This is a genomic window from Escherichia sp. MOD1-EC7011 (assembly GCF_002965005.1).
GTDB classification, from domain to species: domain Bacteria; phylum Pseudomonadota; class Gammaproteobacteria; order Enterobacterales; family Enterobacteriaceae; genus Escherichia; species Escherichia ruysiae.
The window spans coordinates 106,502-131,994 of the sequence record NZ_PTRD01000024.1 but is presented as its reverse complement, the minus strand read 5'-3'; the positions used below and the strand labels follow the sequence as shown (position 1 = coordinate 131,994).

General features: G+C 51.6%; 21 protein-coding genes and 1 pseudogene. 8 read left to right on the top strand and 14 right to left on the bottom strand.

Annotated features, from left to right (window positions below):
- Nucleotides 1-69 precede the first annotated feature (69 nt).
- The 4 genes and pseudogenes from nrdD to treR all read right to left on the bottom strand — a co-directional run.
- Nucleotides 70-2,208, bottom strand: coding sequence for an anaerobic ribonucleoside-triphosphate reductase (gene nrdD / locus A7098_RS12075; protein WP_105280853.1), 2,139 nt, complete (start codon nt 2,206-2,208; stop codon nt 70-72).
- Nucleotides 2,209-2,601: 393 nt separating this feature from the next.
- Nucleotides 2,602-4,257 carry an alpha,alpha-phosphotrehalase gene (gene treC, locus A7098_RS12070; protein ID WP_000183360.1) on the bottom strand — a complete coding sequence of 552 codons (1,656 nt, stop codon included), beginning with the start codon at nt 4,255-4,257 and terminating at the stop codon, nt 2,602-2,604.
- A 49-nt stretch (nt 4,258-4,306) separates the two neighbouring features.
- Nucleotides 4,307-5,728, bottom strand: a complete 1,422-nt coding sequence (gene treB / locus A7098_RS12065; RefSeq protein WP_021551481.1) for a PTS trehalose transporter subunit IIBC — start codon at nt 5,726-5,728, stop codon at nt 4,307-4,309.
- A gap of 118 nt (nt 5,729-5,846) precedes the next feature.
- A pseudogene (gene treR, locus A7098_RS12060) lies at nt 5,847-6,797 on the bottom strand (trehalose operon repressor TreR); the annotation flags it as partial.
- Between the two features lie 171 nt (nt 6,798-6,968).
- On the opposite strand from treR, the gene mgtL reads away from it, so the two are divergent.
- Both mgtL and mgtA read left to right on the top strand, forming a co-directional pair.
- Nucleotides 6,969-7,022 carry a mgtA regulatory leader peptide MgtL gene (gene mgtL / locus A7098_RS12055; protein ID WP_001387276.1) on the top strand — a complete coding sequence of 18 codons (54 nt, stop codon included), beginning with the start codon at nt 6,969-6,971 and terminating at the stop codon, nt 7,020-7,022.
- A gap of 140 nt (nt 7,023-7,162) precedes the next feature.
- Nucleotides 7,163-9,859, top strand: a complete 2,697-nt coding sequence (gene mgtA, locus A7098_RS12050; RefSeq protein ID WP_105280852.1) for a magnesium-translocating P-type ATPase — start codon at nt 7,163-7,165, stop codon at nt 9,857-9,859.
- A 205-nt stretch (nt 9,860-10,064) separates the two neighbouring features.
- Here the strand turns inward: mgtA and ridA are convergent, their stop codons facing one another.
- From ridA to pyrL, 4 genes are all read right to left on the bottom strand, one after another.
- Nucleotides 10,065-10,451 carry a 2-iminobutanoate/2-iminopropanoate deaminase gene (gene ridA / locus A7098_RS12045; protein ID WP_000047539.1) on the bottom strand — a complete coding sequence of 129 codons (387 nt, stop codon included), beginning with the start codon at nt 10,449-10,451 and terminating at the stop codon, nt 10,065-10,067.
- A gap of 72 nt (nt 10,452-10,523) precedes the next feature.
- A complete protein-coding gene (gene pyrI / locus A7098_RS12040; protein ID WP_000148581.1) occupies nt 10,524-10,985 on the bottom strand; it encodes an aspartate carbamoyltransferase regulatory subunit in 462 nt (153 codons plus the stop codon).
- Between the two features lie 12 nt (nt 10,986-10,997).
- Nucleotides 10,998-11,933, bottom strand: coding sequence for an aspartate carbamoyltransferase (gene pyrB / locus A7098_RS12035; protein WP_000013052.1), 936 nt, complete (start codon nt 11,931-11,933; stop codon nt 10,998-11,000).
- 2 nt (nt 11,934-11,935) lie between these two features.
- On the bottom strand, nt 11,936-12,070 hold the full coding sequence (gene pyrL / locus A7098_RS12030) for a pyr operon leader peptide (RefSeq protein WP_001296693.1): 135 nt from the start codon (nt 12,068-12,070) through the stop codon (nt 11,936-11,938).
- A 262-nt stretch (nt 12,071-12,332) separates the two neighbouring features.
- Between pyrL and tabA the strand changes: the two genes are divergently transcribed.
- Complete coding sequence (gene tabA, locus A7098_RS12025; RefSeq protein ID WP_105280851.1) at nt 12,333-12,785, top strand: toxin-antitoxin biofilm protein TabA; 453 nt, start codon at nt 12,333-12,335, stop codon at nt 12,783-12,785.
- Nucleotides 12,786-12,830: 45 nt separating this feature from the next.
- Here the strand turns inward: tabA and argF are convergent, their stop codons facing one another.
- Entirely contained in the window at nt 12,831-13,835 is a 1,005-nt protein-coding gene (argF, locus tag A7098_RS12020; RefSeq protein ID WP_085461232.1) for an ornithine carbamoyltransferase, read from the bottom strand.
- 161 nt (nt 13,836-13,996) lie between these two features.
- On the opposite strand from argF, the gene rraB reads away from it, so the two are divergent.
- Entirely contained in the window at nt 13,997-14,413 is a 417-nt protein-coding gene (rraB, locus tag A7098_RS12015) for a ribonuclease E inhibitor RraB (protein WP_000002947.1), read from the top strand.
- 45 nt (nt 14,414-14,458) lie between these two features.
- Here rraB and A7098_RS12010 read toward each other — a convergent pair whose 3' ends face one another.
- Complete coding sequence (locus A7098_RS12010; RefSeq protein ID WP_010346276.1) at nt 14,459-14,962, bottom strand: GNAT family N-acetyltransferase; 504 nt, start codon at nt 14,960-14,962, stop codon at nt 14,459-14,461.
- A 192-nt stretch (nt 14,963-15,154) separates the two neighbouring features.
- Between A7098_RS12010 and A7098_RS12005 the strand changes: the two genes are divergently transcribed.
- Nucleotides 15,155-16,342, top strand: coding sequence for a DUF898 family protein (locus A7098_RS12005; protein ID WP_001014714.1), 1,188 nt, complete (start codon nt 15,155-15,157; stop codon nt 16,340-16,342).
- 46 nt (nt 16,343-16,388) lie between these two features.
- Here the strand turns inward: A7098_RS12005 and valS are convergent, their stop codons facing one another.
- The 3 genes from valS to pepA all read right to left on the bottom strand — a co-directional run bounded on the left by valS (nt 16,389) and on the right by pepA (nt 21,332).
- Nucleotides 16,389-19,244, bottom strand: a complete 2,856-nt coding sequence (gene valS, locus A7098_RS12000; protein WP_105280850.1) for a valine--tRNA ligase — start codon at nt 19,242-19,244, stop codon at nt 16,389-16,391.
- Nucleotides 19,244-19,687, bottom strand: coding sequence for a DNA polymerase III subunit chi (gene holC, locus A7098_RS11995; protein WP_000786399.1), 444 nt, complete (start codon nt 19,685-19,687; stop codon nt 19,244-19,246). Before holC ends, valS begins: the two co-directional genes overlap by 1 nt.
- 133 nt (nt 19,688-19,820) lie before the next feature.
- Nucleotides 19,821-21,332 (bottom strand): leucyl aminopeptidase, encoded by a 1,512-nt coding sequence (gene pepA / locus A7098_RS11990; RefSeq protein ID WP_000397144.1) that lies wholly within the window; start codon nt 21,330-21,332, stop codon nt 19,821-19,823.
- A gap of 153 nt (nt 21,333-21,485) precedes the next feature.
- Between pepA and ytgA the strand changes: the two genes are divergently transcribed.
- From ytgA to lptG, 3 genes are all read left to right on the top strand, one after another.
- Complete coding sequence (ytgA, locus tag A7098_RS24235) at nt 21,486-21,536, top strand: protein YtgA (RefSeq protein WP_211180521.1); 51 nt, start codon at nt 21,486-21,488, stop codon at nt 21,534-21,536.
- Between the two features lie 62 nt (nt 21,537-21,598).
- Complete coding sequence (lptF, locus tag A7098_RS11985) at nt 21,599-22,699, top strand: LPS export ABC transporter permease LptF (protein ID WP_000584137.1); 1,101 nt, start codon at nt 21,599-21,601, stop codon at nt 22,697-22,699.
- Nucleotides 22,699-23,781, top strand: coding sequence for an LPS export ABC transporter permease LptG (gene lptG / locus A7098_RS11980; protein ID WP_010346283.1), 1,083 nt, complete (start codon nt 22,699-22,701; stop codon nt 23,779-23,781). Before lptF ends, lptG begins: the two co-directional genes overlap by 1 nt.
- Before the next feature lie 188 nt (nt 23,782-23,969).
- On the opposite strand, the gene A7098_RS11975 is transcribed toward lptG, so the two are convergent.
- Nucleotides 23,970-25,472, bottom strand: a complete 1,503-nt coding sequence (locus A7098_RS11975) for a helicase HerA-like C-terminal domain-containing protein (protein WP_105280849.1) — start codon at nt 25,470-25,472, stop codon at nt 23,970-23,972.
- Nucleotides 25,473-25,493: the final 21 nt, after the last annotated feature.

The window sequence follows — 25,493 nt, the reverse complement described above, 5'->3', positions numbered from 1 at the left end:
GGGAGTCAAGAAGGGGCACGGAACGGTCCCCTCTCCCTGAGGGAGAGGGTTAGGGTGAGGGGGGAAGGCTTAACCTATCTGCCCATTTCCCAAATGTTTAACGCGGCGCTTAACTTCTTCCTGCTTACCGGCGTTAAACGGACGCGCATCCGGGCTACCTAAATATCCGCACACGCGGCGAGTCACCGACACACGGGAGGTGTCATGGTTACCACATTTCGGGCAGGTGAAGCCTTTGCTGGTGCACTCAAACTCACCGGTAAAGCCACACTCGTAGCACTCATCAATCGGTGTATTGGTGCCGTAATACGGTACATGCTGATAGCTGTAATCCCAGACATCTTCCAGCGCCTTCAGGTTGTGCTGAATGTTTGGATACTCGCCGTAGCAAATGAAACCACCGTTAGCCAGCGGCGGGTAAGGTGCTTCAAAGTCGATCTTGTCGTACGGGTTCACCTTTTTCTCCACATCAAGGTGGAAACTGTTGGTGTAGTAACCTTTATCGGTCACGCCCGGCACCACGCCAAACTCAGCGGTATCGAGACGGCAGAAGCGGTCGCACAGGTTTTCACTTGGCGTGCTGTAAAGGCTGAAACCGTAGCCAGTCTCTTCTTTCCACTGATCCACCGCCTGACGCAGACGTTCAACAATCGCAATACCTTTCGCGCGAAGCTGCTCGTTGTCATAAACATGCTCGCCGCCGAACAGCGCGTTAATGGTTTCGTGGATACCGATGTAACCCAGCGAAATAGACGCACGACCGTTTTTGAAGATTTCAGAAACATCATCGTCGGCATTCAGACGCACGCCACAAGCACCTTCCATATAGAGGATAGGAGCCACGCGCGCTTTCACGCCTTCGAGACGAGCGATACGGGTCATCAGCGCCTTACGTGCCAGCAGCAGACGTTCATCCAGCAACTTCCAGAAGGTGGCTTCATCGCCTTTCGCTTCCAGCGCAATACGTGGCAGGTTCAGGCTGATCACGCCGAGGTTGTTGCGACCATCGTGGATCTGCTCGCCGTTTTCGTTTTCCCATACGCCGAGGAAGCTGCGGCAACCCATCGGGGTTTTAAACGAACCGGTTACTTTCACTACCTGATCGTAGTTCAGGATATCCGGATACATGCGCTTGCTTGCGCACTCCAGCGCCAGCTGTTTGATGTCGTAGTTCGGATCGCCTTTTTTATGGTTCAGGCCATCGCGAATCGCAAACACCAGTTTCGGGAACACCGCAGTTTTACGGTTTTTACCGAGGCCAGCGATACGGTTACGCAGGATGGATTCCTGAATCAGGCGCGACTCCCAGCTGGTGCCCAGACCAAAGCCAAAGGTTACAAACGGTGTTTGACCGTTGGCGGTGTGCAGGGTATTTACTTCGTACTCCAGCGACTGGAAGGCGTCGTAGCACTCTTTGATGGTACGAGAGTTGGCGTAGCCTTCAGCATCCGGAATGCTCCACTCCTCCGCCGTTTTACGGTGCTTGTTGTAGCTGGCGGCGACAAACGGAGCCAGAACTTCGTCGATACGGTTAATGGTGGTGCCGCCATAAATATGGCTGGCAACCTGGGCGATAATCTGCGCAGTTACTGCGGTGGCAGTGGAGATCGACTTCGGTGGTTCGATCTCGGCGTTCCCCATCTTAAAGCCCTGAGTTAGCATACCTTTCAGGTCGATCAACATGCAGTTGAACATCGGGAAGAACGGCGAGTAATCGAGGTCGTGGTAGTGAATATCGCCACGCTCATGCGCCTGCACCACGTCACGCGGCAGCAGGTGCTGGCGTGCATAGTGTTTAGCAACAATACCGGCCAGCAGGTCGCGCTGGGTTGGAATTACCTTGCTGTCTTTGTTGGCGTTTTCATTGAGCAACGAAGAGTTGGTCTGCTCGACCAGGCCACGGATCTCCTGGTTCAGGCGACCGCGTTTTTCACGTTCGATGTCGCGATCGTGACGGTACTCGATGTAAGCACGAGCCAGTTGTTTGTACGGGCCTGACATCAGCTGGTTTTCAACTGCGGTCTGGATTTCGTTGATATCGACCTGGTTGCGGCCTTGCATTTGCTCGCTGACGACAGCGGCAACAGTGGCACAATAATCTGCATCATCGACTTCCGCTGCTTTAGCTGCACGCAGAATGGCTTCTTTGATGCGCTCTGATTTAAACGGCACTTTGCAGCCGTCTCGTTTCATCACATGCGGTGTCATGATCGCTCCATATTTTTAAGAACAGGTTATACACAGAAAGTTGGGAAGTGCGCCCCGCTTTATTTAGCTCTTTTTACGGGGAGTTACTGCAATCCCAATCCGCTTTATCCACAATTTTGTCGGCTTTGTTGGCGTGTGTCTTGGTGCAAGTATAGTCGACGGATACAACATATTGGGTTGAGAGGCATTTTAAAGTCTATATATAGTGCTTTGCATTAAGGATGTTTAAGGTTTTTTTGATTTAGCTCAAAGTAAAAAGCAGAGTGTACGGATGACGGGCGCTACAGCGATGTGTAAATTTTTTAATAATTTTCTGTTCAAAAAACCAACAAAAACAATGCGCTGACAGATAAGGCCCCGGAAATACTCGCTTTACCGGGGCCTGGAGAAGAATTATCTCTGCAACCACCAGACAGCCTCAAATGGCCGCAATGTCATGGCTCCCGGTTGAGAGGAGGCTTCTTCATAGTTATGCATTAACAGTTGCCAGTCGCCGCTGATTTGCGTTGGTTGCCAGGGCTGTACGTCACGGCTAAGGTTGGCAATCACCAATAAAGTTTGCCCCAGCCATTCGCGGCGATAGCACCACAATACAGGACTGTTTGGCAGGAGATCCTGGTAATTGCCCCATGTCAGAATGGGTTCTTGTTTACGCAACGTGATTAACTTCTGGTAGGTGTAAAACACTGAAGATTCATCGGCCAGCGCAGATTCTACGTTGATTTCGCGATAGTTATCACACAGACCAATCCACGGCTTGCCGGTAGTAAACCCTGCGTTATCGCCGTTGCTCCATTGCATTGGCGTGCGGCTGTTGTCACGGGATTTACTGGCGAGGATTGCCAATAGCTCTTCGGCGTCACGCCCATCGTTGCGCAGCTCGGCAAACATATTGAGGCTCTCCACGTCGCGATAGTCAGTAATGCGCGTGAAATGTGGGTTGGTCATACCAATCTCTTCGCCCTGGTAGATATACGGCGTTCCCTGCATACCATGCAGCACCATCGCCAGCATTTTTGCCGCAGGCACGCGGTATTCACCTTCATCACCAAAGCGAGAAACAATGCGCGGCTGATCGTGGTTACACCAGAACAAAGCATTCCACGCAACGTTGTGCATTCCCTGTTGCCAGTGGCGGAACAATGTTTTTAACGCCACAAAGTCAGGTTTAGCCAGCGTCCATTTTTCACCGCCGGGATAATCGACCTTCAGGTGATGAAAATTAAAGGTCATCGACAATTCACTGCCTGTCAGTGCCGCGTATCGCTGACAATGTTCAAGGCTGGTGGAGGACATTTCACCCACAGTCATTAATCCGCGTGGCGTAAAGACATCGCGGTTCATTTCGTGCAAAAACTCGTGTGCTCGTGGTCCGTCGGTGTAGAAGCGACGCCCGTCGCCATCCAGATCGTTGGGGAAGTTCTGGTCTTTGGAAATCAGATTCACCACATCCAGGCGCAGCCCGTCTACCCCGCGATCGGCCCAGAACTCACAGACTTTTTTCAGTTCTGTGCGTACTGCTGGGTTTTCCCAGTTGAGATCGGCCTGTTCTGGTGCAAACAGATGCAAGTAATACTGTTCGCTTTCTGCGTGCCAGCGCCAGGCATTGCCACCGAATTTAGAACGCCAGTTATTTGGTGGTATTCCTGGTTCGCCGTCACGCCAGATATAAAACTGACGATAAGGACTTTCTTTGTTCTGCGCCTCGCGAAACCAGGCGTGTTGGGTAGAAGTATGGTTAAACACCATATCAAGGATAATGCGAATACCGCGCGATTTCGCCTGCGCCACCAGTTCATCAAAGTCGTCCAGCGTACCGTAGGTGGGATCAATCGCCGTATAGTTCGCTACGTCGTATCCGTTATCGATCTGTGGGGAGACATAAAAAGGTGTCAACCAGATAGCATTAACGCCCAGTTTTTGTAGATAGTCGAGGCGTAGGGTGACTCCTCGCAGATCGCCGGTGCCGCTGCCCGTGGTGTCCTGAAAACTCTTTGGATAAATCTGGTAGATAACGCCGTTTTGCCACCAGTGGGGAAGATTAGTCATTACGTCATTCCTGCAAATGCGAGGGGGCGCAAGTGCGCCCCGAAGAAAATTAAACAATGTTCAGCGTGCCCAGGCGGTGTTTTCGCTGGTAGATAAACGAGGTGAGCACAATCGGGATGATGATGGCGATAGCCATTGCCAGCGCAAATACCTGCCAGTAGCTCGGCTGAATGGAGAGAATACCAGGCAGACCACCAACGCCGATGCCATTCGCCATAACGCCGTTCAGGCCGCAGAGCAATCCCGCCAGACCGGAACCAATCATCGCGCACAGCATCGGGAAGCGATATTTCAGGTTGATGCCGTACATTGCCGGCTCAGTAACCCCAAGATAAGCGGAGATCGCCGCTGGAACCGAAATTTCCCGCTCGTTCTGTTTACGGCTGGCGATAATAATTCCTACCACTGCCGACGCCTGAGCAATATTCGAAAGGGCAATCAGCGGCCAGACTGGCGTACCGCCCATGCTTTGAATCATCTGCATATCAATGGCAAGCGTGGTCTGGTGTACGCCGGTAATGACCAGCGGCGCATAGAGGAAGCCAAACAATGCCGCGCCAATAGGGGCAAAGCTGCCAGTCATCAGGTGACGTACCGCAAAGGCAACGCCATCGCCAATCATGCGACCAAACGGACCAATCAGCGCATGGGCGAGGAACACCGCGAGGATCAGCGAGCAGACCGGTACAACCACCAGATAGAGATAATCCGGCACGATGCGCTTAAGGCGAGTTTCAATAAAGCCCAGCGCCAGCCCGGCTAACAGCGCCGGGATCACCTGCGCCTGATAGCCTACTTTCGCAATACTGAACATGCCAAAGTCCCACACTTCCGGCACCTGCTGCCCGAGTAGATAGGCGTTCATCAGTTGTGGAGAAACCAGCGTTACGCCAAGCACGATACCGAGGATCGGCGTGCCGCCCATCTTTTTCACCGCCGACCAGCAAATCCCGACCGGCAGATAGAAGAAGATCGCCTCACCGATCAACCACAGAAAATCGTAGATCGTTTGCAGGGAAGGGTACATTTGCGCCAATGTCTGGCCGTTGCTCATGGGCAGATCGCCGATCACATTACGAAAACCGAGGATCAAACCGCCGCTAATCAGCGCGGGCAGTAACGGGAAGAAGATCTCTGCGAAATGGGAGATCAACTGCTCATGCCATTTCATATTCTGCCTGGCGGCTTTTTTCACCTGCTCTTTATCAACCTGCGCCTGACCAGTCGTTGCTAATAACGCTTTGTAGTAATCGCCAACGTTGGTGCCAATCACCACCTGAAATTGCCCGGCATTGGTGAAACAACCTTTCACCATGGGGAGTTGTTCAATTTCTTTCGGTCTGGCATTGGCCGGTTGGTTGAGGACAAAGCGCAGGCGAGTAATACAGTGGCTCACCGTCGCAATATTGCCGCGCCCACCGACCAGTTCAATCAACCGATCGATATCCGTTTGGTTCACTTTGCTCATCATAAGGCCCCGTGGCAGATGACATATTAGGTTGACGGCAGAATATAGTGGGAAGGAAAAATTAAAAATGGGAACGTTCCCGAAACACGGCAAAGATCACAATTTATCGTTCAGGAAACGATCAGGACAGGGTGGCTGGGATGATGATTTGTTGCGGTTCGCTACGCCCGGTTATCTGTTTGATTAACTGGCAGGCCGCCTGGCGTCCGGCTTCTGCGTAGCCTGGATCAACGGTGACGATCTCCGGATGGAGGAACTTCATCAACGGTGTATTACCAACGCTCGCCAGCTGTAAGGTATCGATGCGTTGCTCTTGCAGGTATTTACTTGCGCCAAGTGCCAGCGTGTCAGTTGCGCACAGCAACGCGGTGGTTTCAGGGGTAATGACTTTTGCCACGTTCTCATAACCTTGCTTCATGGCGAGGCCAGGCAGAGCGGCGACGGGATGCAGTTTATGCGCTTTGCAGAACGCCAGGTAGGCTTCATGACGTCGCTTACCGGTCGTCACGTCACTGTGCGGCACGCCGAGATAACTGATATTGCGATGCCCCTGGTCATACAGCCGTTGCATCAGGATTTTGATCGCCCCTTCGTCGTCATAACAGACTGAAGCAAAGCCCTTTGCGTCGCGTGCCAGCAGCACCAGCGATGACTGCCAGTGGGCTAACATCTCTTCGGTTATACCGGTAAAACCAAACAGCACTACGCCGTCGATATTACGACGTTTCAAAACGCCCAGATGTTCGGCAACTAATTGTGGTGAAAACTGGCTTTCCATCATGATGGGGTCGTAACCCTGTTCATAGAACGCCGGCAGCATGGTCTGAACCGCGAGATTTTCTGACAGCGAATCCAGACGTGTCACGATGATGGCGACCACTTTATCGCTTTGCCCACGCATGGCGCGCGCAGAGCGGGAAGGGGAAAATCCATGCTGATTCATCACAGCTTCGACACGTTCACGTGTGCGCTGGCTTACGCCGCTCTCGTTATTCAGCACCCGGGAAACAGTGGATTTTCCCACGCCGCTCAAGCGCGCGATGTCTTTGATGGTCAGCCGATTTTGCATCCTGTTATCCCGTAACGTGTTGTTTAATTATTAGAGACTAACTTTACCCGCGCATTCAGCAATGGGCAAAGTCTGGTTTATCGTTGGTTTAGTTGCCGACAGGTATTATATCGGCATAAATGCTACGAATATTATTGGATTCGCGGCGCTATTTATTCACTTACCGGAGGTTATATGGAACCTGATCCCACGCCTCTCCCTCGACGGAGATTAAAACTTTTCCGGTAAGCCCGTCTTTTCACGGCGTTACCGGATGCGTAAGGCCGTGACGTTTTAACGTCCCTGCTCATATTTATTACCTTCAGGTAAGGCTTCGCCACGCCTGAAGATATTTCTGCACTGTTCCAGACAGTGCGGAGGGACACCCTATGTTTAAAGAAATTTTTACCCGGCTCATTCGCCATTTACCTTCCCGTCTGATCCGTCGCGATCCGCTACCGGGTGCGCAGCAGACAGCGAATGCACCAATCCCGCCTTCCTTAAGCGCGCATTGCCTGAAAATGGCGGTGATGCCCGAAGAAGAATTATGGAACACGTTCGACACCCACCCGGAAGGGTTGAATCAGGCGGAAGTGGAAGTTGCCCGTGAAAAACATGGCGAAAATAAATTACCTGCGCAACAACCATCGCCGTGGTGGGTACATTTGTGGGTCTGCTATCGCAACCCCTTTAATATTTTGCTCACGATCCTTGGCGGCATTTCTTACGCCACGGAAGATTTATTTGCCGCAGGCGTTATCGCGTTAATGGTGGCTATTTCCACGCTGCTGAACTTTATTCAGGAAGCGCGTTCCACCAAAGCGGCAGATGCCCTGAAAGCGATGGTCAGCAATACCGCGACGGTGCTGCGCGTTATTAACAGCAAAGGCGAAAATGGCTGGCTGGAGATCCCGATCGACCAGCTGGTGCCCGGCGATATTATTAAACTGGCGGCGGGGGATATGATCCCGGCAGATTTGCGTATCTTGCAGGCGCGGGATCTGTTCGTCGCTCAGGCGTCGTTAACCGGTGAGTCTCTGCCCGTAGAAAAAGCTGCAACCACTCGCCAGCCGGATCACAGCAATCCGCTGGAGTGTGACACCCTGTGTTTTATGGGCACCACCGTGGTGAGCGGCACGGCACAAGCGATGGTGATTGCCACAGGTGCCAACACCTGGTTTGGTCAACTGGCGGGGCGTGTTAGTGAGCAGGAAAGTGAGCCGAATGCCTTTCAGCAAGGGATCAGCCGCGTCAGTATGCTGCTGATTCGCTTTATGCTGGTGATGGCACCGGTGGTGCTGTTGATCAACGGTTACACCAAAGGCGACTGGTGGGAAGCGGCGCTGTTTGCGCTTTCGGTAGCGGTGGGTTTAACGCCGGAAATGTTGCCGATGATTGTCACCTCAACGCTGGCGCGTGGCGCAGTAAAGCTGTCGAAACAGAAGGTGATCGTCAAATATCTGGATGCCATTCAGAACTTTGGCGCTATGGATATTCTGTGCACTGATAAAACCGGCACCCTGACGCAGGATAAAATTGTGCTGGAGAATCATACCGATATCTCCGGTAAAACCAGCGAACGCGTGCTGCATAGCGCGTGGTTGAACAGTCATTACCAGACTGGACTTAAAAACCTGCTTGATACAGCGGTGCTCGAAGGTACGGATGAAGAGTCGGCGCGTTCGCTGGCCAGCCGTTGGCAGAAAATTGATGAGATTCCGTTTGATTTTGAGCGTCGCCGGATGTCGGTGGTAGTGGCAGAAAATACCGAACATCATCAGCTGGTGTGCAAAGGCGCATTGCAGGAGATCCTTAATGTGTGTTCACAGGTGCGCCACAATGACGAGATTGTGCCGCTCGATGACACCATGCTGCGTAAGATTAAGCGGGTTACTGATACGCTGAATCGTCAGGGGCTGCGCGTGGTTGCGGTGGCGACGAAATATCTGCCCGCGCGTGAAGGAGATTACCAGCGGGCGGATGAATCCGACCTGATCCTCGAAGGATATATCGCTTTTCTTGATCCGCCAAAAGAGACAACCGCTCCGGCGCTGCGGGCATTAAAAGCGAGTGGAATTACCGTGAAAATCCTCACTGGTGACAGTGAATTAGTGGCGGCGAAAGTGTGCCATGAAGTGGGGCTGGACGCGGGAGAGGTGGTCATTGGTAGTGATATTGAAACGCTATCTGATGACGAACTGGCAAATCTCGCACAGCGCACCACACTGTTTGCTCGCCTGACGCCGATGCATAAGGAACGCATCGTAACGTTGCTAAAGCGCGAAGGGCATGTGGTTGGCTTTATGGGCGATGGTATTAATGATGCGCCCGCCTTACGCGCTGCGGATATCGGCATTTCTGTGGACGGCGCGGTAGATATTGCCCGTGAAGCGGCTGATATCATCCTGCTGGAAAAAAGCCTGATGGTGCTGGAAGAGGGGGTTATTGAAGGGCGCCGGACTTTCTCTAACATGCTGAAATACATCAAAATGACGGCGAGTTCTAACTTCGGTAATGTGTTCAGCGTGCTGGTGGCGAGTGCTTTCTTGCCCTTTCTGCCGATGCTGCCGTTACACTTACTGATCCAGAACCTGCTGTACGATGTGTCACAGGTGGCGATCCCGTTTGATAACGTTGATGACGAGCAAATTCAAAAGCCGCAGCGTTGGAATCCGGCGGATCTGGGGCGTTTTATGATCTTCTTCGGACCGATCAGTTCGATCTTCGATATTCTGACGTTTTGCCTGATGTGGTGGGTATTCCATGCCAACACGCCGGAAACGCAAACACTGTTCCAGTCGGGCTGGTTCGTGGTGGGATTACTGTCGCAAACGCTGATTGTGCATATGATCCGTACCCGTCGTGTACCGTTTATTCAGAGTCGCGCATCGTGGCCGTTAATGATCATGACCGTGATCGTGATGATTGTCGGGATCGCGTTGCCGTTTTCGCCGCTGGCCAGTTATCTGCAATTGCAGGCGCTACCGTTAAGTTACTTCCCGTGGCTGATTGCGATTCTGGCAGGATATATGACGTTAACGCAGTTGGTGAAAGGGTTCTATAGCCGTCGTTATGGTTGGCAGTAAAGAATAAGCTGGGCATGGTGGCCCGGATTCAGATTGCAGATAAAGTGAGCTTTGTTCATGCCGGATGCGGCGTAAACGCCTTATCCAGCCTACAAATTCAATAAATTGCAGGAATCACCCTGGCCTGATAAGCGTAGCGCATCAGGCGATTTTGCTTTTGTCATCAGACTTAATCCGGGCACGATAGCCCGGATTTCCATCAAGATTAGCGACGAACAGCGATCGCTTCGATCTCAATCTTCACGTCTTTCGGCAGACGGGCAACTTCAACGCAAGAACGTGCCGGGAAGGTGGCGTTGTGTTCGGTGAAGAAGGCTTCGTAAGTGGCATTTACGGTTGCGAAGTCGTTCAGATCTTTCACAAACACGGTGGTTTTAACGATGTCGCCCACTTTCAGGCCAGCGGCTTCGACGATCGCTTTTACGTTATCCAGCGACTGACGTGCCTGTGCAGCGACGTCTGCCGGTACTTCGCCCGTTTTCGGATTTACCGGGATCTGACCGGAGGTGATGATCATATTGCCCAGATCAACGCCCTGTACGTAAGGACCGATAGCTGCCGGTGCATTTTCCGTCGCGATAGTTTTGCTCATGATTTCTCCTTTATTACAGCGGTAAAAAGTCTGGCTCATTATAGGGAGCCAGACTTTTATTACCAACCGCAATTAATTGGCCAGCACCACATTATGGGAAAACTCTTTTTCACAGTATTTACATTTGAGCGCGATGTCATTGGCGCGTTTTCGCACTGCAAAGCTGGAAGAAACCGGTTCGGCATGGCTGATACAGTTGCTGTTCGGGCAAACCAGCACATTGTCGATGCGCTCCGGCAGGCTGGGGCGCGATTTACCAACCACTTCATAGTTGTCGATACGATTTACCGTGGCTTGCGGTGCGTACAGCGCCAGTTGGTCTACCTGATCTTCACTCAAAAAGGTATTTTCGATCTTGATCAGATCCTTGCGCCCCATCTCGCCAGAAGGCAGGTTCAGACCGATGGTGATACGCTGATCCGTTTCGGTCAGCTTGAACAGACTTAATAGCTTAAAACCGATCTGGGCGGGGATATGGTCAATTACCGTGCCGCGTTTAATAGCTTCAACCTGCAATTTATTATCGTGTGTCATCTCAATTTCCCCTTACAGTACCAGATCGCGATTCAGAACCAGTGCCAGTAACGCCTGGCGAGCGAAAATCCCATTGCCTGCCTGCTGGAAGTACCAGGCGTGCGGCGTTTTATCGACATCTGTCGCAATTTCATCAATACGCGGCAGCGGATGCAGCACTTTCATATTGGCTTTGGCGTTGTGAAGATCGCTGGCGCGCAGGACAAACTGCGCTTTTACGTTGGCGTATTCGGACGGGTCCAGGCGCTCTTTTTGCACGCGGGTCATATACAAAATGTCCACTTCCGCCATCACTTCTTCAATGGAACTATGCAGGCTCCAGGCGATCCCTTTTTCATCAAGCATGTCCAGAATGTACTGCGGCATTGCCAGCGCATCCGGGGCGATGAAGTAGAAACGGTTGCCGTCGAATTTCGCCAGCGCCTGGGTCAGGGAGTGAACGGTGCGACCATATTTCAGGTCGCCGACCATTGCGACACGAAGATTGTCCAGACGTCCCTGGGTTTCCTGAATGGTGAACAGATCCAGCAAGGTTTGCGTCGGATGTTGGTTGGAACCATCACCGGCGTTCAGCACCGGCACATTGCCGGAAAACTCGGTTGCCAGGCGCGCCGCACCTTCCTGCGGATGGCGCATCACAATTGCATCGACGTAAGTGCTGATAACCGAGATGGTATCAGCCAGCGTTTCACCTTTTTTTCCCAGTGAGGTGTTTGCGCTGTCAGAGAATCCCACCACGCTGGCACCCAGGCGGTGCATCGAGGTTTCGAAAGAGAGGCGGGTGCGGGTTGATGCTTCGAAGAAGCAACTGGCAATCACTTTATGTTTCAACAACTCTGGTTGCGGGTTTGCTTTCAGTTTCGCCGCTGTCGCCAGCACCAGATTAAGGTCATCGCGACTAAGGTCATTTATGGAAATGATGTGTTTTTGATATAGCGGATTAGCCATGTTTATCTCCTGACGCCTGGGCAAAAAAAAGCCCCTCGATTGAGGGGCTGGGAATGGGTGATCAACGGGAAGAAAAACGGCAGGCCAGCGTCTTTTTTCAGACGCGGTAAGACAAAATGTCGAACACACTGAACCATACATCCTCCCGGCAAATTGTCCGGCATTATACTCAGCCAGAAAGTGGGATCAAGCGATTAATGCAAGAAACTTCCAAGGTAAACGATTGTTGTGAATTTATATGCTTCAAATTTGAATTTATAACGAAATGAATTTAGGGGGGGGAATGTGGGGGAAAATATGCGCTGGCGCAATCAGGCGGCAAAAAATGCTGGTATGGCAGTAAGGAATTACGTATAACAAGAGAAATGAAACGATGTTTTAATTGAGGGGGTGAAAAAAATGATCATCGGAAATATTCATAATCTCCAGCAATGGTTGCCGGAAGAATTACGTCAGGCGATTGAGTATATTAAAGCGCACGTTACGGCAGAAACGCCAAAAGGTAAGCACGACATCGAAGGCAACCGTCTGTTTTATCTTATCTCTGAAGATATGACCGAGCCGTATGAAGCACGCCGCGCCGAGTACCATGCCCGCTATCTCGATATTCAGATTGTGCTAAAAGGGCAGGAAGGCATGACCTTCAGCACACAACCTGCGGGCACGCCGGATACCGATTGGTTAGCCGATAAAGACATCGCCTTTTTGCCAGAAGGTGTTGAGGAGAAAAAAGTTATCCTCAATGAAGGCGACTTTGTCGTGTTCTATCCGGGTGAAGTACACAAGCCACTGTGCGCAGTGGGCGAGCCAGCCCAGGTTCGCAAAGCGGTTGTGAAAATGCTGATGGCGTAAGTGGATTATGCCGGAGGCGACGTTACGCCGCCTCCGGTACTGGCGTTATTGGGCGAGCGTCGCAACCATTACCGCTTTGATGGTATGCATGCGGTTTTCCGCCTGATCAAAAACAATACTGGCGGCAGATTCAAAGACCTCATCCGTCACTTCCATCCCACCGTGCAGGCCAAACTCTTCTGCCATCTTTTTACCTAGCGTCGTTTGGTCGTCATGAAACGCGGGCAGGCAGTGCAGGAATTTGACGTCTGGATTACCGGTTAACTGCATCATTTTGCTATTCACCTGATAATCACGCAGTAATGCAATACGTTCTGCCCATTTCTCTTTCGCTTCCCCCATCGATACCCACACATCGGTGTAAATAAAGTCGGCACCTTTAACGCCTGCTGCGATATCTTCTGTCAGCGTTATATTCCCGCCATTTTGCTGTGCCAGGGCGCGGCATTCCGTAACCAGCGAAGCTTCCGGCCAGCACGCTTGTGGCGCTACCAGGCGTAAATCCAGACCGGTCAACGCCGCAGCTTCCAGCATTGAGTTACCCATGTTGTTGCGTGCATCTCCGGCATAAACCAGCGTCATCTCATTGAACGCTTTACCTGGTAAATGCTCCTGCATGGTCAGCAAATCCGCCAGAAGCTGTGTAGGATGAAACTCATTAGTCAGGCCGTTCCATACCGGCACACCTGCATATTCCGCCAGCGTTTCGACAATCTCCTGACCATAGCCGCGATACTGAATACCGTCATACATGCGACCAAGCACGCGGGCGGTATCTTTAATCGACTCTTTATGGCCAATCTGGCTGCCGCTGGGGCCGAGATAAGTGACGCGAGCACCCTGGTCATATGCGGCAACTTCGAAAGAGCATCGGGTACGGGTCGAGTCTTTTTCGAAGATGAGCGCGATATTTTTACCTGTGAGTCTGGCTTCTTCTTTGCCGTTTTTCTTATCGGCTTTCAGCTTCGCAGCTAACTGCAGCAGGCTGTTGAGTTCAGCTGGCGTGAAATCGAGTAATTTCAGGAAATGTTTATGATAAAACCCGGACATAGATCCCTCCTGTGGCTAACGCCGTAATGAATTAAAATTCAATTTATATGAATGATTATTCATTTGCAAGTCTAAAACATAAATCTTTGTCACAAAGGTGGAGGCAATGTCAGTGGTGTGTGACAATAAGAGTATCGGCAGGACATTAAGAGGAATGAGCCATGGCAAACCCGGAACAACTGGAAGAACAGCGTGAAGAAACGCGTTTGATTATTGAAGAATTACTGGAAGATGGCAGCGATCCGGACGCGCTGTACACCATCGAACATCACCTTTCCGCAGACGATCTGGAAACCCTGGAAAAAGCAGCGGTTGAAGCGTTTAAACTCGGTTACGAAGTGACCGATCCGGAAGAGTTGGAAGTGGAAGATGGCGATATCGTAATTTGCTGTGACATCCTCAGCGAATGCGCGTTGAATGCCGATCTTATCGACGCCCAGGTTGAGCAATTGATGAACCTGGCAGAGAAGTTCGACGTTGAATACGACGGTTGGGGCACTTACTTTGAAGATCCTAACGGCGAAGATGGCGACGATGAAGATTATGTCGACGAAGATGATGACGGTGTTCGTCACTAATTAATTGATTAAAATGCCCGCTAGTACACACTAGCGGGCATTTTTTTAGAGTTTACGCAGCATCCGCACTTCACAATCGACATGGCCCGTGCAACCAAGTGCGTAATCGATATGTTGAAAACCTAAATGTTCATACAAACCAATCGCTTCTTTTAAAAAAGCGGTCGTTTCCAGATAGCAGCGTTTGAAGCCCATTTCTCGCGCCTGCTCCATCGCCATTAAGGCCAGTTTTTTCGCCAGTCCTTTACCGCGAATAGCAGGAAGAAAATACATCTTTTGCAGTTCGCAAATGTCCGATTCACTACCTGCTAATGGCGCAATCCCGCCGCCACCCACCACTTCGCCATTGTATTCAACTACCCAATACGCATGACTGGGCTGACTATACACTTGATACAATTCGTCGAGATTGGGATCGGCGACGGTGTAGCCTTTATCAGCGGTAAGACCGTATTCTGCGGATACCTGGCGGATGACGCTGGCGATGGCGGGATTATCGGCGGCAGTAAGTTTGCGCAAACGGAGCGCGGGAGAAGTGACAACATTCATAGCATAGCTCAATTTCAAATGTATGATTTATAGCTCACTTTAATACCACCCTCGCTTATGCGGTGCAAGAAGAAGATAAATCAGAAAATATTAAGCATATATCTCTTTGAGAAAGCGTATTCTAGGCGTACCAGTATTAATTTACTGGGATTATTATCTATATGAATGGAATTTATTTTAGGGATATGATTCATGAATGGTGTAAACGTCGGGAAAGATAACTCTCGTCACTCATTTGTTTTTACAGGCAAAGGTGGTGAGTATTTTCTTATTTGTCTTGTGAATTTTTTACTGACAATTATTACTCTGGGAATATATGGGCCGTGGGCATTGGTGAAATGCCGTCGTTATATTTATCAACATGTGACACTCAATGGGCAACCATTTAGTTATAAGGGAACTGGTGGTGCCATTTTCGTTAGCATGTTCCTTATTATTGTCGTTTATCTTCTCAGTATTTCTTGTTTTTCAGGCCAGCACTTTGTTCTTGGTTTTCTCCTGTTTGCTCTCTTGAGCTGCGGTATTCCTTGCATGGCAGTGAAGAGTCTACAATATCAGGCGAACATGACCTCACTGAATGGCATTCGCTTTGGCTTTAACTGCTCGATGCTCCGTGCATGGTGGGTTATGTTAGGTCTGCCTGTTTTGTTGGCGTTAGCGTTTTGGTTCGCACTGTATCTTATTGCGCAATTGACGACATCGATAGGAGGATTATTCTTTAACTTAGTCGCGTTAAGTTTGCTTTCTGCCATCGGGCTGGGTGTCGTCAATGGTATAACCTACAGTAAATGGATGCCATTGCTGGGTAACAATGCAACTTTTGGCATTCATAAGTTTTCTGTTCAGGTAAACGTAAAAGAATGCATTAAAGGTTGTATGCTCGCAATATTAACCATGGTTCCTTTCATCATTGTGATTGGTATTATGATTGCGCCAGTATTTCAGCAGGTAATGATGATGACCATGTTGGGTAGGTCTGATGCTGGTGGTGAGCTTGTATTGCAATATTACCCACAGATTATGGCTTCTTATTTCCTTTATTTTGTTGCGATTTTTGTTTTTGCCAGTTATCTCTATGTCACGTTACGTAGTTTGTTTCTGAATAACCTGACACTGGCAAATGGAACAATTCGTTTTCATTCGTCCGTTACCACGTTCGGTGTGCTTTTACGCATGTTTGCGGTATTAATGGGTTCTTCAATTACCTGTGGACTGGCTTATCCTTGGCTGAAAATGTGGATGATTAGCTGGATTGCCAATAATACCCATGTGCAGGGTGACCTTGATTCACTGGCGTTAGCGAATGATGAAAAACCGCAGGATAGCGGTCCGTTAATGTGGATATCTCGCGGTATTATGCCGTATGTTCCGTTTATCTAAATAAAAAGGCCGGAGCATTCTCCGGCCTTCGTTTTCACTGTGCGTATTACAGCGCGGCAATAACCGCCTGTTGTTCAATCAGCTTCGCTTTCGCTTCCGCATAACCTTCCAGCTTCTCACGCTCTTTCGCGATGACCGCTTCCGGTGCACGTGCGACAAAGCCTTCGTTCGCCAGCTTGTTCTCGATACGGCTGATTTCACCTTCAATCTTCGCCACTTCTTTTGCCAGACGCGCCAGCTCATCTTCTTTGTTGATGAGTCCAGCCATCGGGATCAGCAGCTCAGCGCCGTCGACGATCTTAGTAACGGAAACCGGACCTTTGTCATCGGCAGGCAGCACGGTGATGCTTTCCAGACGTGCCAGCGTTTGCAGGAAGCCACGGTTTTCATTTACGCGACGTTCTGCATCCGCGCTGCAATCACGCAGCAGCAGCTCCAGCGGTTTGCCCGGCGCGATGTTCATTTCTGCACGGATGTTACGTACAGCAACGATCGCCTGTTTCAGCCACTCGGTGTCGGCCAGCGCCGCTTCATCAACCTGAGATGCATCGTACTGCGGGAACGGCTGCAGCATGATGGTGTCAGCGGTGATGCCGCAAAGCACTTTCACACGCTGCCAGATAGTTTCGGTGATGAACGGAATGATCGGATGCGCGAGGCGCAGCAGACCTTCCAGTACCGTAACCAGCGTGTGGCGAGTACCGCGCAATTCGGCCTCAGTTCCACCGTTCATTACCGGCTTGGTTAGCTCCAGATACCAGTCACAGAACTGGTTCCAGGTGAATTCATACAGAATGCCTGCGGCGATATCGAAGCGGAAACTATCCAGTGCTTCGCGGTACGCTTTGATGGTTTGGTTGAACTCCGCCAGAATCCAGCGATCCGCCAGCGACAGCGTCATTTCGCCACCGTTGAAGCCGCAATCCTGACCTTCTGTGTTCATCAGCACAAAGCGGCTGGCGTTCCACAGTTTGTTACAGAAGTTACGGTAACCTTCCAGACGCTTCATATCCCAGTTGATGTCACGACCGGTAGAAGCCAGCGCCGCCAGGGTGAAGCGCAGCGCGTCAGTACCGTGCGGCTCAATGCCGTTCGGGAACTGCTTCTCGGTGCGCTTACGGATTTTGTCCGCCAGCTGCGGCTGCATCATATTACCGGTACGTTTTTCCAGCAGTTCTGGCAGCGAAATACCGTCGACCATATCCAGCGGGTCAATCACGTTCCCCTTGGATTTAGACATCTTCTGGCCTTCGTCGTCACGAATCAGACCGGTCATGTAAACAGTGTGGAACGGCACCTGCGGTTTGCCATTTTCATCTTTGATGAAGTGCATGGTCATCATGATCATGCGGGCAATCCAGAAGAAGATGATGTCGAAGCCAGAAACCATCACGCTGGTCGGGTGGAACTGACGCAGGGCGTCGGTGTTTTCCGGCCAGCCGAGCGTAGAGAAAGTCCACAGCGCGGAAGAGAACCAGGTGTCGAGAACGTCTTCGTCCTGACGCAGCGCGACGTCCGCACCGAGGTTATTTTCTTTACGCACTTCGTCTTCGTTGCGGCCAACATAAACGTTACCCGCTTCGTCATACCATGCCGGGATACGGTGACCCCACCACAGTTGACGAGAGATACACCAGTCCTGAATATCGCGCATCCAGGAGAAGTACATGTTTTCGTACTGCTTCGGTACGAACTGAATATCGCCGTTCTCAACCGCTTCAACTGCCGGTTTCGCCAGTACATCGGCACGCACGTACCACTGGTCAGTCAGCATCGGTTCGATAACCACGCCGCCACGGTCGCCGTAAGGAACGGTCAGATCGTGCGGTTTAATTTCTTCCAGCAGGCCGAGCGCGTCAACTGCGGCAACGACTGCTTTACGCGCAGCAAAACGCTCCAGTTTCTGGAACTCTGCCGGGATTTCGCTGGAATAAACGTCGGATTCGTTGCCTTTGGTATCGAACACCTGGGCGCTTTCACGGATATCACCGTCAAAGGTCAGGATGTTGATCATCGGCAGGGCGTGACGTTTACCGACTTCGTAGTCATTAAAGTCGTGTGCCGGAGTGATCTTCACGCAGCCGGTGCCTTTTTCCATGTCGGCGTGTTCGTCGCCAACGATCGGAATACGACGGTTAACCAGCGGCAGAATGACAAATTTGCCAATCAGATCTTTGTAACGCGGATCTTCCGGGTTAACAGCCACGCCGGTGTCGCCCAGCAGGGTTTCCGGACGGGTAGTCGCAACGACCAGATAATCTTTGCCATCAGCAGTTTTCGCGCCGTCAGCCAGCGGATAGCGGATATGCCACATCGAACCTTTCGATTCGCGGTTTTCCACTTCCAGGTCAGAGATAGCGGTGCGCAGTTTCGGATCCCAGTTTACCAGGCGCTTACCACGGTAAATCAGATCTTCTTTATACAGACGAACGAAAACTTCTTTCACCGCATTGGACAGGCCTTCGTCCATGGTGAAGCGTTCACGCTCCCAGTCGACGGAGTTGCCGAGACGGCGCATCTGACGGGTAATCGTGCCGCCGGATTCCGCTTTCCATTCCCAAATTTTGTCGATGAAAGCTTCGCGGCCGTAGTCGTGACGGGTTTTACCTTCTTCTGCGGCAATCTTGCGCTCAACGACCATCTGGGTAGCGATCCCGGCGTGGTCAGTACCGACCTGCCACAGGGTGTTTTTACCCTGCATACGCTGATAGCGGATCATGGTATCCATGATGGTTTGCTGGAAGGCGTGACCCATATGCAAACTGCCGGTGACGTTCGGCGGCGGGATCATGATGCAGAAACTTTCCTGGCTTTCATCGCCATTAGGCTTAAAGTAGCCCTGCTTTTCCCAGTGCTCGTAAAGCGGCTGTTCGATATCTTGTGGGTTGTATGTCTTTTCCATTATTTCCAGGTTGCCGTATTCAGGTTGAAACCAGCCACGCGGTAGGCTTTATAGCGTTCGCGCGCCAGTTGTTTCAGAGAATCTTCATAAGGAACGAAGTCTACCACTTCTGTGAAAGCGGTGGCAAAATCTGCAAAGCTTGTTCGCAGACTAATCAATATATCGCGCGGGCTGCTGCTACGTTTTTGCGGCCAGGCGATCTCCACCGGCGCGCCGCCGCGCGGTCCTTCTCCCGCTAAATTGTGCGGAACAAAGCTTTCTGCCGGACGCGCCCACAGGGCTTCATCCAGCCGGTAAGCCTGTTTTTCATCTTCACAGGCGATGAGCACGCGCTTACCGCTGCGCCAACGTTCTGCGGCAATTTCACACACCAGTTGCTCAACGGCGCTTAAGCCATCGACGGTGGTGTCATTGTCCAGAAGGTAGAACGTTGCGTTTTTCATATATGGGGCTTCTTGTGGTGGATTTAAATATTGCTGCATTCCTCACCCTGAAAGATGAGCAATGAATTTCTATTGCGCTCGATCGGTTCCCTCTCCCTTAGGGAGAGGGTTAGGGTGAGGGTAAAACGCAAACTTACTCTTCGCCGTTAAACCCAGCGCGATTCAGCAGGAACTGTGCCAGCAACGCCACCGGGCGACCGGTTGCGCCTTTCGCTTTACCAGAACGCCAGGCGGTACCGGCGATATCCAGGTGCGCCCAGTTGTACTTACGGGTAAAGCGCGACAGGAAGCAACCTGCGGTAATCGCCCCACCAGGACGACCGCCAATGTTAGCCATATCGGCAAAATTGGACTCCAGCTGTTCCTGATACTCATCACCCAGCGGTAAACGCCATGCGCGGTCACCGGACTGTTCAGAGGCGGCAATCAGCTCATGGGCCAGTGGGTTATGGTTTGCCATCAGGCCGGTAATGTGATGGCCCAGCGCGATCACGCAGGCACCGGTCAGCGTCGCCACATCAATCACCGCTTCCGGCTCAAAACGTTCAACGTAAGTTAACACGTCGCACAGCACCAGACGGCCTTCAGCGTCGGTATTCAGCACTTCAACGGTTTGACCGGACATGGTGGTTAACACATCGCCCGGACGATAGGCTCGTCCGCCAGGCATGTTTTCGCAGCCTGCCAGCACGCCGATAACGTTAATCGGCAGTTGTAGCTCCGCGACCATCCGCATCACGCCGTAAACCGCTGCCGCACCGCACATATCGTACTTCATCTCATCCATGCCTTCTGAAGGCTTGATGGAGATACCGCCGGAGTCGAAGGTTAAACCTTTACCCACCAGCACGATTGGGCGTGCATCTTCCGACGCGTTGCCTTTGTACTCAATCACCGACATCAGCGATTCGTTCTGCGAACCCTGACCGACCGCCAGATAAGAATGCATCCCCAGCTCTTTCATCTGCTGTTCGCCGATAACGCGGGTGATGACATTCTTGCTGTAGCTGTCAGCCAGCTGGCGCGCCTGAGAGGCGAGATAAGCGGCGTTACAGATATTCGGCGGCATATTACCGAGATCTTTCGCGGCTTTAATCCCGGCGGCAATCGCCAGACCGTGCTGGATCGCGCGCTCACCGCTGGTCAGTTCACGGCGGGTCGGCACGTTGAACACCATCTTACGCAGCGGGCGACGCGGTTCGCTCTTATTCGTTTTCAACTGATCGAAACTGTAGAGCGTCTCTTTTGCTGTCTCGACAGCCTGACGCACTTTCCAGTAGTTGTTACGGCCTTTAACGTGCAGTTCAGTCAGAAAGCAGACCGCTTCCATCGAGCCAGTATCATTCAGCGTATTAATGGTTTTCTGAATAACCTGCTTGTACTGACGCTCATCCAGCTCACGCTCTTTGCCGCAACCAATAAGGAGAATTCGCTCGGAAAGTACATTTGGCACATGGTGCAGCAACAGTGTCTGCCCCGGTTTTCCTTCCAGTTCACCCCGACGTAGCAGGGCGCTGATGTACCCATCGCTGATTTTATCGAGCTGTTCTGCAATCGGAGAAAGGCGACGTGGTTCGAAGACGCCCACGACGATGCAGGCACTCCGCTGTTTCTCCGGGCTACCGCTTTTTACACTAAACTCCATGCACTACGCTCCTGAATCTTAAAGACAACGGCGGTGGCTACAGATAGAATTGCAAGCTTTCGTAACTCATGTCCGCTGTTGCGATGACTTCGTGTTAATCTTAACGTTATTACGGCATTGGCACGTCAGAACAAAATCTGAGAGGTGAATCCGTTGAGTATAATTATCTTAGCGACGATTTCGACGACTCAAGAGAATAAATGACGTTTAAGCCATGAAACAAGCTAAAATCCTGCAAAAGACGAGTTTTTACGGGCGTATTTAAAGTGATAATCATAAGATATCTGGTGCGGGAGACGCTCAAAAGCCAGCTGGCGATACTCTTCATCTTGCTTTTGATCTTCTTCTGTCAAAAGTTAGTGAGGATCCTCGGCGCAGCGGTTGACGGCGATATTCCGGCGAATCTGGTGCTCTCCCTTCTCGGGTTGGGCGTGCCGGAAATGGCGCAGCTTATCCTGCCATTAAGCCTGTTCCTCGGGCTGCTGATGACGTTGGGTAAACTGTATACCGAAAGTGAAATTACGGTAATGCATGCCTGCGGCCTGAGCAAAGCGGTTCTGGTGAAAGCGGCAATGGTTCTCGCGGTGTTCACGGCGATTGTCGCGGCGGTTAACGTCATGTGGGCGGGGCCGTGGTCATCGCGTCATCAGGATGAGGTACTGGCAGAAGCGAAAGCTAACCCAGGCATGGCGGCGCTGGCGCAAGGGCAATTCCAGCAAGCGACCAATGGCAGCTCGGTGCTGTTCATCGAAAGCGTTGACGGCAGCGACTTCAAAGATGTGTTCCTCGCGCAAATCCGACCAAAAGGTAATGCACGTCCTTCCGTGGTAGTGGCCGATTCCGGACATTTAACTCAGTTGCGGGATGGCTCTCAGGTGGTGACTCTCAATCAGGGAACGCGTTTCGAAGGCACTGCACTGTTACGTGATTTCCGCATCACTGACTTCCAGGATTATCAGGCGATCATTGGTCACCAGGCGGTGGCGCTCGACCCGAACGATACCGACCAGATGGACATGCGTACATTGTGGAACACCGACACCGATCGCGCCCGTGCGGAGCTAAACTGGCGTATCACGCTGGTATTCACCGTGTTTATGATGGCGTTGATGGTCGTACCGCTGAGTGTGGTTAACCCGCGTCAGGGGCGTGTACTGTCGATGCTGCCTGCCATGCTGCTGTATCTGCTTTTCTTCCTGATCCAGACCTCCCTGAAATCGAACGGCGGCAAAGGTAAGCTGGATCCGACGCTGTGGATGTGGACCGTTAACCTGATTTATCTGGCTTTGGCGATTGTTCTCAACCTTTGGGATACGGTGCCGGTTCGCCGCCTGCGCGCCAGTTTTTCGCGTAAAGGAGCGGTGTGATGCAACCTTTTGGCGTACTTGACCGCTATATCGGTAAAACTATTTTCACCACCATCATGATGACGCTGTTCATGCTGGTGTCGCTCTCCGGCATTATCAAATTTGTCGATCAGCTGAAAAAAGCCGGGCAGGGGAGTTACGACGCGTTAGGCGCAGGAATGTATACCCTGCTGAGCGTGCCGAAAGATGTGCAAATCTTCTTCCCGATGGCGGCTCTGCTGGGTGCGTTGCTTGGTCTTGGGATGTTGGCGCAACGCAGCGAACTGGTGGTGATGCAGGCTTCTGGTTTTACCCGTATGCAGGTAGCGTTGTCGGTAATGAAAACCGCCATTCCGCTGGTATTGCTGACGATGGCGATCGGAGAATGGGTCGCGCCGCAGGGCGAGCAGATGGCACGTAACTACCGTGCGCAGGCGATGTACGGCGGCTCGTTGCTCTCTACCCAGCAAGGCTTATGGGCGAAAGATGGCAACAACTTTGTTTACATTGAGCGGGTTAAAGGTGACGAAGAGTTAGGGGGTATTAGTATTTATGCCTTTAACGAAAATCGTCGTCTGCAATCCGTACGCTATGCCGCTTCCGCGAAGTTTGATCCTGAACATAAAGTCTGGCGTCTGTCGCAGGTTGATGAATCTGACCTGACCAATCCAAAACAAATCACCGGTTCTCAGACCGTGAGCGGCACCTGGAAAACCAACCTCACGCCAGACAAACTGGGCGTGGTGGCGCTGGATCCGGATGCACTCTCTATCAGCGGTTTGCACAACTATGTGAAGTATCTGAAGTCGAGCGGTCAGGACGCCGGACGTTATCAGCTCAACATGTGGAGCAAAATCTTCCAGCCGCTATCCGTGGCGGTGATGATGCTGATGGCACTGTCGTTCATTTTCGGTCCACTGCGTAGCGTGCCGATGGGCGTGCGCGTGGTTACCGGTATCAGCTTCGGTTTTGTGTTCTATGTACTGGATCAGATCTTCGGCCCGCTGACGTTGGTTTACGGCATCCCGCCGATCATCGGCGCACTGTTGCCAAGTGCAAGTTTCTTCTTAATCAGCCTGTGGCTGTTAATGAGAAAATCGTAACCAGATGAGTGAAGAAAGGGAGCGAAAGCTCCCTTTTACATTGTTGGCAAAGTGCGCTTTGTTCATGCCGGATGCGGCGTGAATGCCTTGTTCGGCCTACAAAATCATGCAAATTCAATATATTGCAGTGGCGTAGGCCTGATAAGACGCGATAGCGTCGCATCAGGCAAAGACAAATCGCACCAGACTTACCTTTTTCTCCCCCCAAGCAAGCTCCCCAGCACACCGCGTATAATCTGGTTCGTGACCTGGCGGGCGGCACTTTTCGCCATAGTCTGTACTACGCCATCTTTCTTTCCGCCACGCGGTCCGGTAGTGCCAAACAAAATGTCCTTTAACCCACCGAGAATACCGTCATCCACAGCCATCTCTTTTCCTTTGGCTGGTGGATTATTTTGCTGTTCGGTACTGGTTTGCACACCTTTTTGCAGCATCTCATAGGCAGATTCCCGATCCACGTCATCTTCATACTTGCCATACACCGGGGAGTGATTAATCAGGCCGTTACGCTCATCTTCTGTCACCGGTCCCATCCGTGAACAAGGTGCAATCACCATTGCACGCTCCACCACAGAAGGACTACCTTTCGCATCAAGAAATGAGACCAACGCTTCGCCGGTTCCCAGCTCCTGGATCGCCTTTTCTGTATCAAACGCTGGATTGGGTCGCATGGTTTGCGCTGCCGTCTTCACCGCTTTCTGGTCTTTCGGCGTAAAGGCGCGCAGAGCGTGTTGAACGCGATTCCCCAACTGCCCGAGTACGTTGTCGGGTATATCCGAAGGGTTTTGCGAGACAAACCAGACGCCCACGCCTTTCGAGCGGATAAGCCGTATGACCTGCTCAATTTTATCCAGCAGCACTTGCGGTGCATCGTTAAATAGCAGATGCGCCTCATCGAAGAAAAAGACGAGTTTCGGTTTATCCAGATCCCCCGCTTCCGGCAGTTGCTCATACAGCTCAGAAAGCATCCACAGCAGACTGGCAGCGTACAGTTTTGGCATCTGGTAGAGCTTTTCGGCGCTAAGGATATTGATAACGCCTTTGCCGTTAGCATCGGTACGCATCCAGTCTTTGATATCCAGCATTGGCTCACCAAAGAAATGCGTCGCTCCTTGCTGCTCCAGCGACAGTAATCCGCGTTGGATTGCACCAACAGATGCGTTACTGATATTGCCATACTGATTCTGGAATGATTTGGCGTTATCTCCGATGTACTGGGTAATGGCCCGAAGATCTTTAAAGTCGAGCAACAACAGTCCCTGATCGTCAGCAATGCGGAAGATGATATCCAGCACGCCAGTTTGCACGTCGTTAAGATTTAACAGTCGTGCAAGCAACAGCGGCCCCAGATCGGAGACCGTTGCCCTTACTGGATGGCCTTTCTCACCAAAAATATCCCACACCACCGCTGGATTCGAATGCGGTTGCCAGTCGTTGACACCGATACTTTTTAACCGAGCGAGCAGTTTTTCCGAGGTCGTACCTTCCTGTGCAACCCCGGTCAAATCGCCTTTCACATCGGCCATAAACACAGGTACACCGATTTCTGACAGTGATTCCGCTAGTTTTTGCAGCGTGACAGTTTTACCCGTCCCCGTTGCGCCAGTAATCAGCCCGTGACGGTTAGCCATAGCGGGTAATAAAAACAGTTCCGTGTCAGGCGTGCGTGCAATTAAAAGTGGTTCGCTCATGAGATTTCCTCCAGTTCCCTG

Coding starts and splice junctions, on each gene's coding strand:
- nrdD (WP_105280853.1), bottom strand. CDS start 2,208: ATGACACCGCATGTGATGAAACGAGACGGCTGCAAAGTGCCGTTTAAA.
- treC (WP_000183360.1), bottom strand. CDS start 4,257: ATGACTAATCTTCCCCACTGGTGGCAAAACGGCGTTATCTACCAGATT.
- treB (WP_021551481.1), bottom strand. CDS start 5,728: ATGATGAGCAAAGTGAACCAAACGGATATCGATCGGTTGATTGAACTG.
- mgtA (WP_105280852.1), top strand. CDS start 7,163: ATGTTTAAAGAAATTTTTACCCGGCTCATTCGCCATTTACCTTCCCGT.
- ridA (WP_000047539.1), bottom strand. CDS start 10,451: ATGAGCAAAACTATCGCGACGGAAAATGCACCGGCAGCTATCGGTCCT.
- pyrI (WP_000148581.1), bottom strand. CDS start 10,985: ATGACACACGATAATAAATTGCAGGTTGAAGCTATTAAACGCGGCACG.
- pyrB (WP_000013052.1), bottom strand. CDS start 11,933: ATGGCTAATCCGCTATATCAAAAACACATCATTTCCATAAATGACCTT.
- pyrL (WP_001296693.1), bottom strand. CDS start 12,070: ATGGTTCAGTGTGTTCGACATTTTGTCTTACCGCGTCTGAAAAAAGAC.
- tabA (WP_105280851.1), top strand. CDS start 12,333: ATGATCATCGGAAATATTCATAATCTCCAGCAATGGTTGCCGGAAGAA.
- argF (WP_085461232.1), bottom strand. CDS start 13,835: ATGTCCGGGTTTTATCATAAACATTTCCTGAAATTACTCGATTTCACG.
- rraB (WP_000002947.1), top strand. CDS start 13,997: ATGGCAAACCCGGAACAACTGGAAGAACAGCGTGAAGAAACGCGTTTG.
- A7098_RS12010 (WP_010346276.1), bottom strand. CDS start 14,962: ATGAATGTTGTCACTTCTCCCGCGCTCCGTTTGCGCAAACTTACTGCC.
- A7098_RS12005 (WP_001014714.1), top strand. CDS start 15,155: ATGAATGGTGTAAACGTCGGGAAAGATAACTCTCGTCACTCATTTGTT.
- valS (WP_105280850.1), bottom strand. CDS start 19,244: ATGGAAAAGACATACAACCCACAAGATATCGAACAGCCGCTTTACGAG.
- holC (WP_000786399.1), bottom strand. CDS start 19,687: ATGAAAAACGCAACGTTCTACCTTCTGGACAATGACACCACCGTCGAT.
- pepA (WP_000397144.1), bottom strand. CDS start 21,332: ATGGAGTTTAGTGTAAAAAGCGGTAGCCCGGAGAAACAGCGGAGTGCC.
- lptG (WP_010346283.1), top strand. CDS start 22,699: ATGCAACCTTTTGGCGTACTTGACCGCTATATCGGTAAAACTATTTTC.
- A7098_RS11975 (WP_105280849.1), bottom strand. CDS start 25,472: ATGAGCGAACCACTTTTAATTGCACGCACGCCTGACACGGAACTGTTT.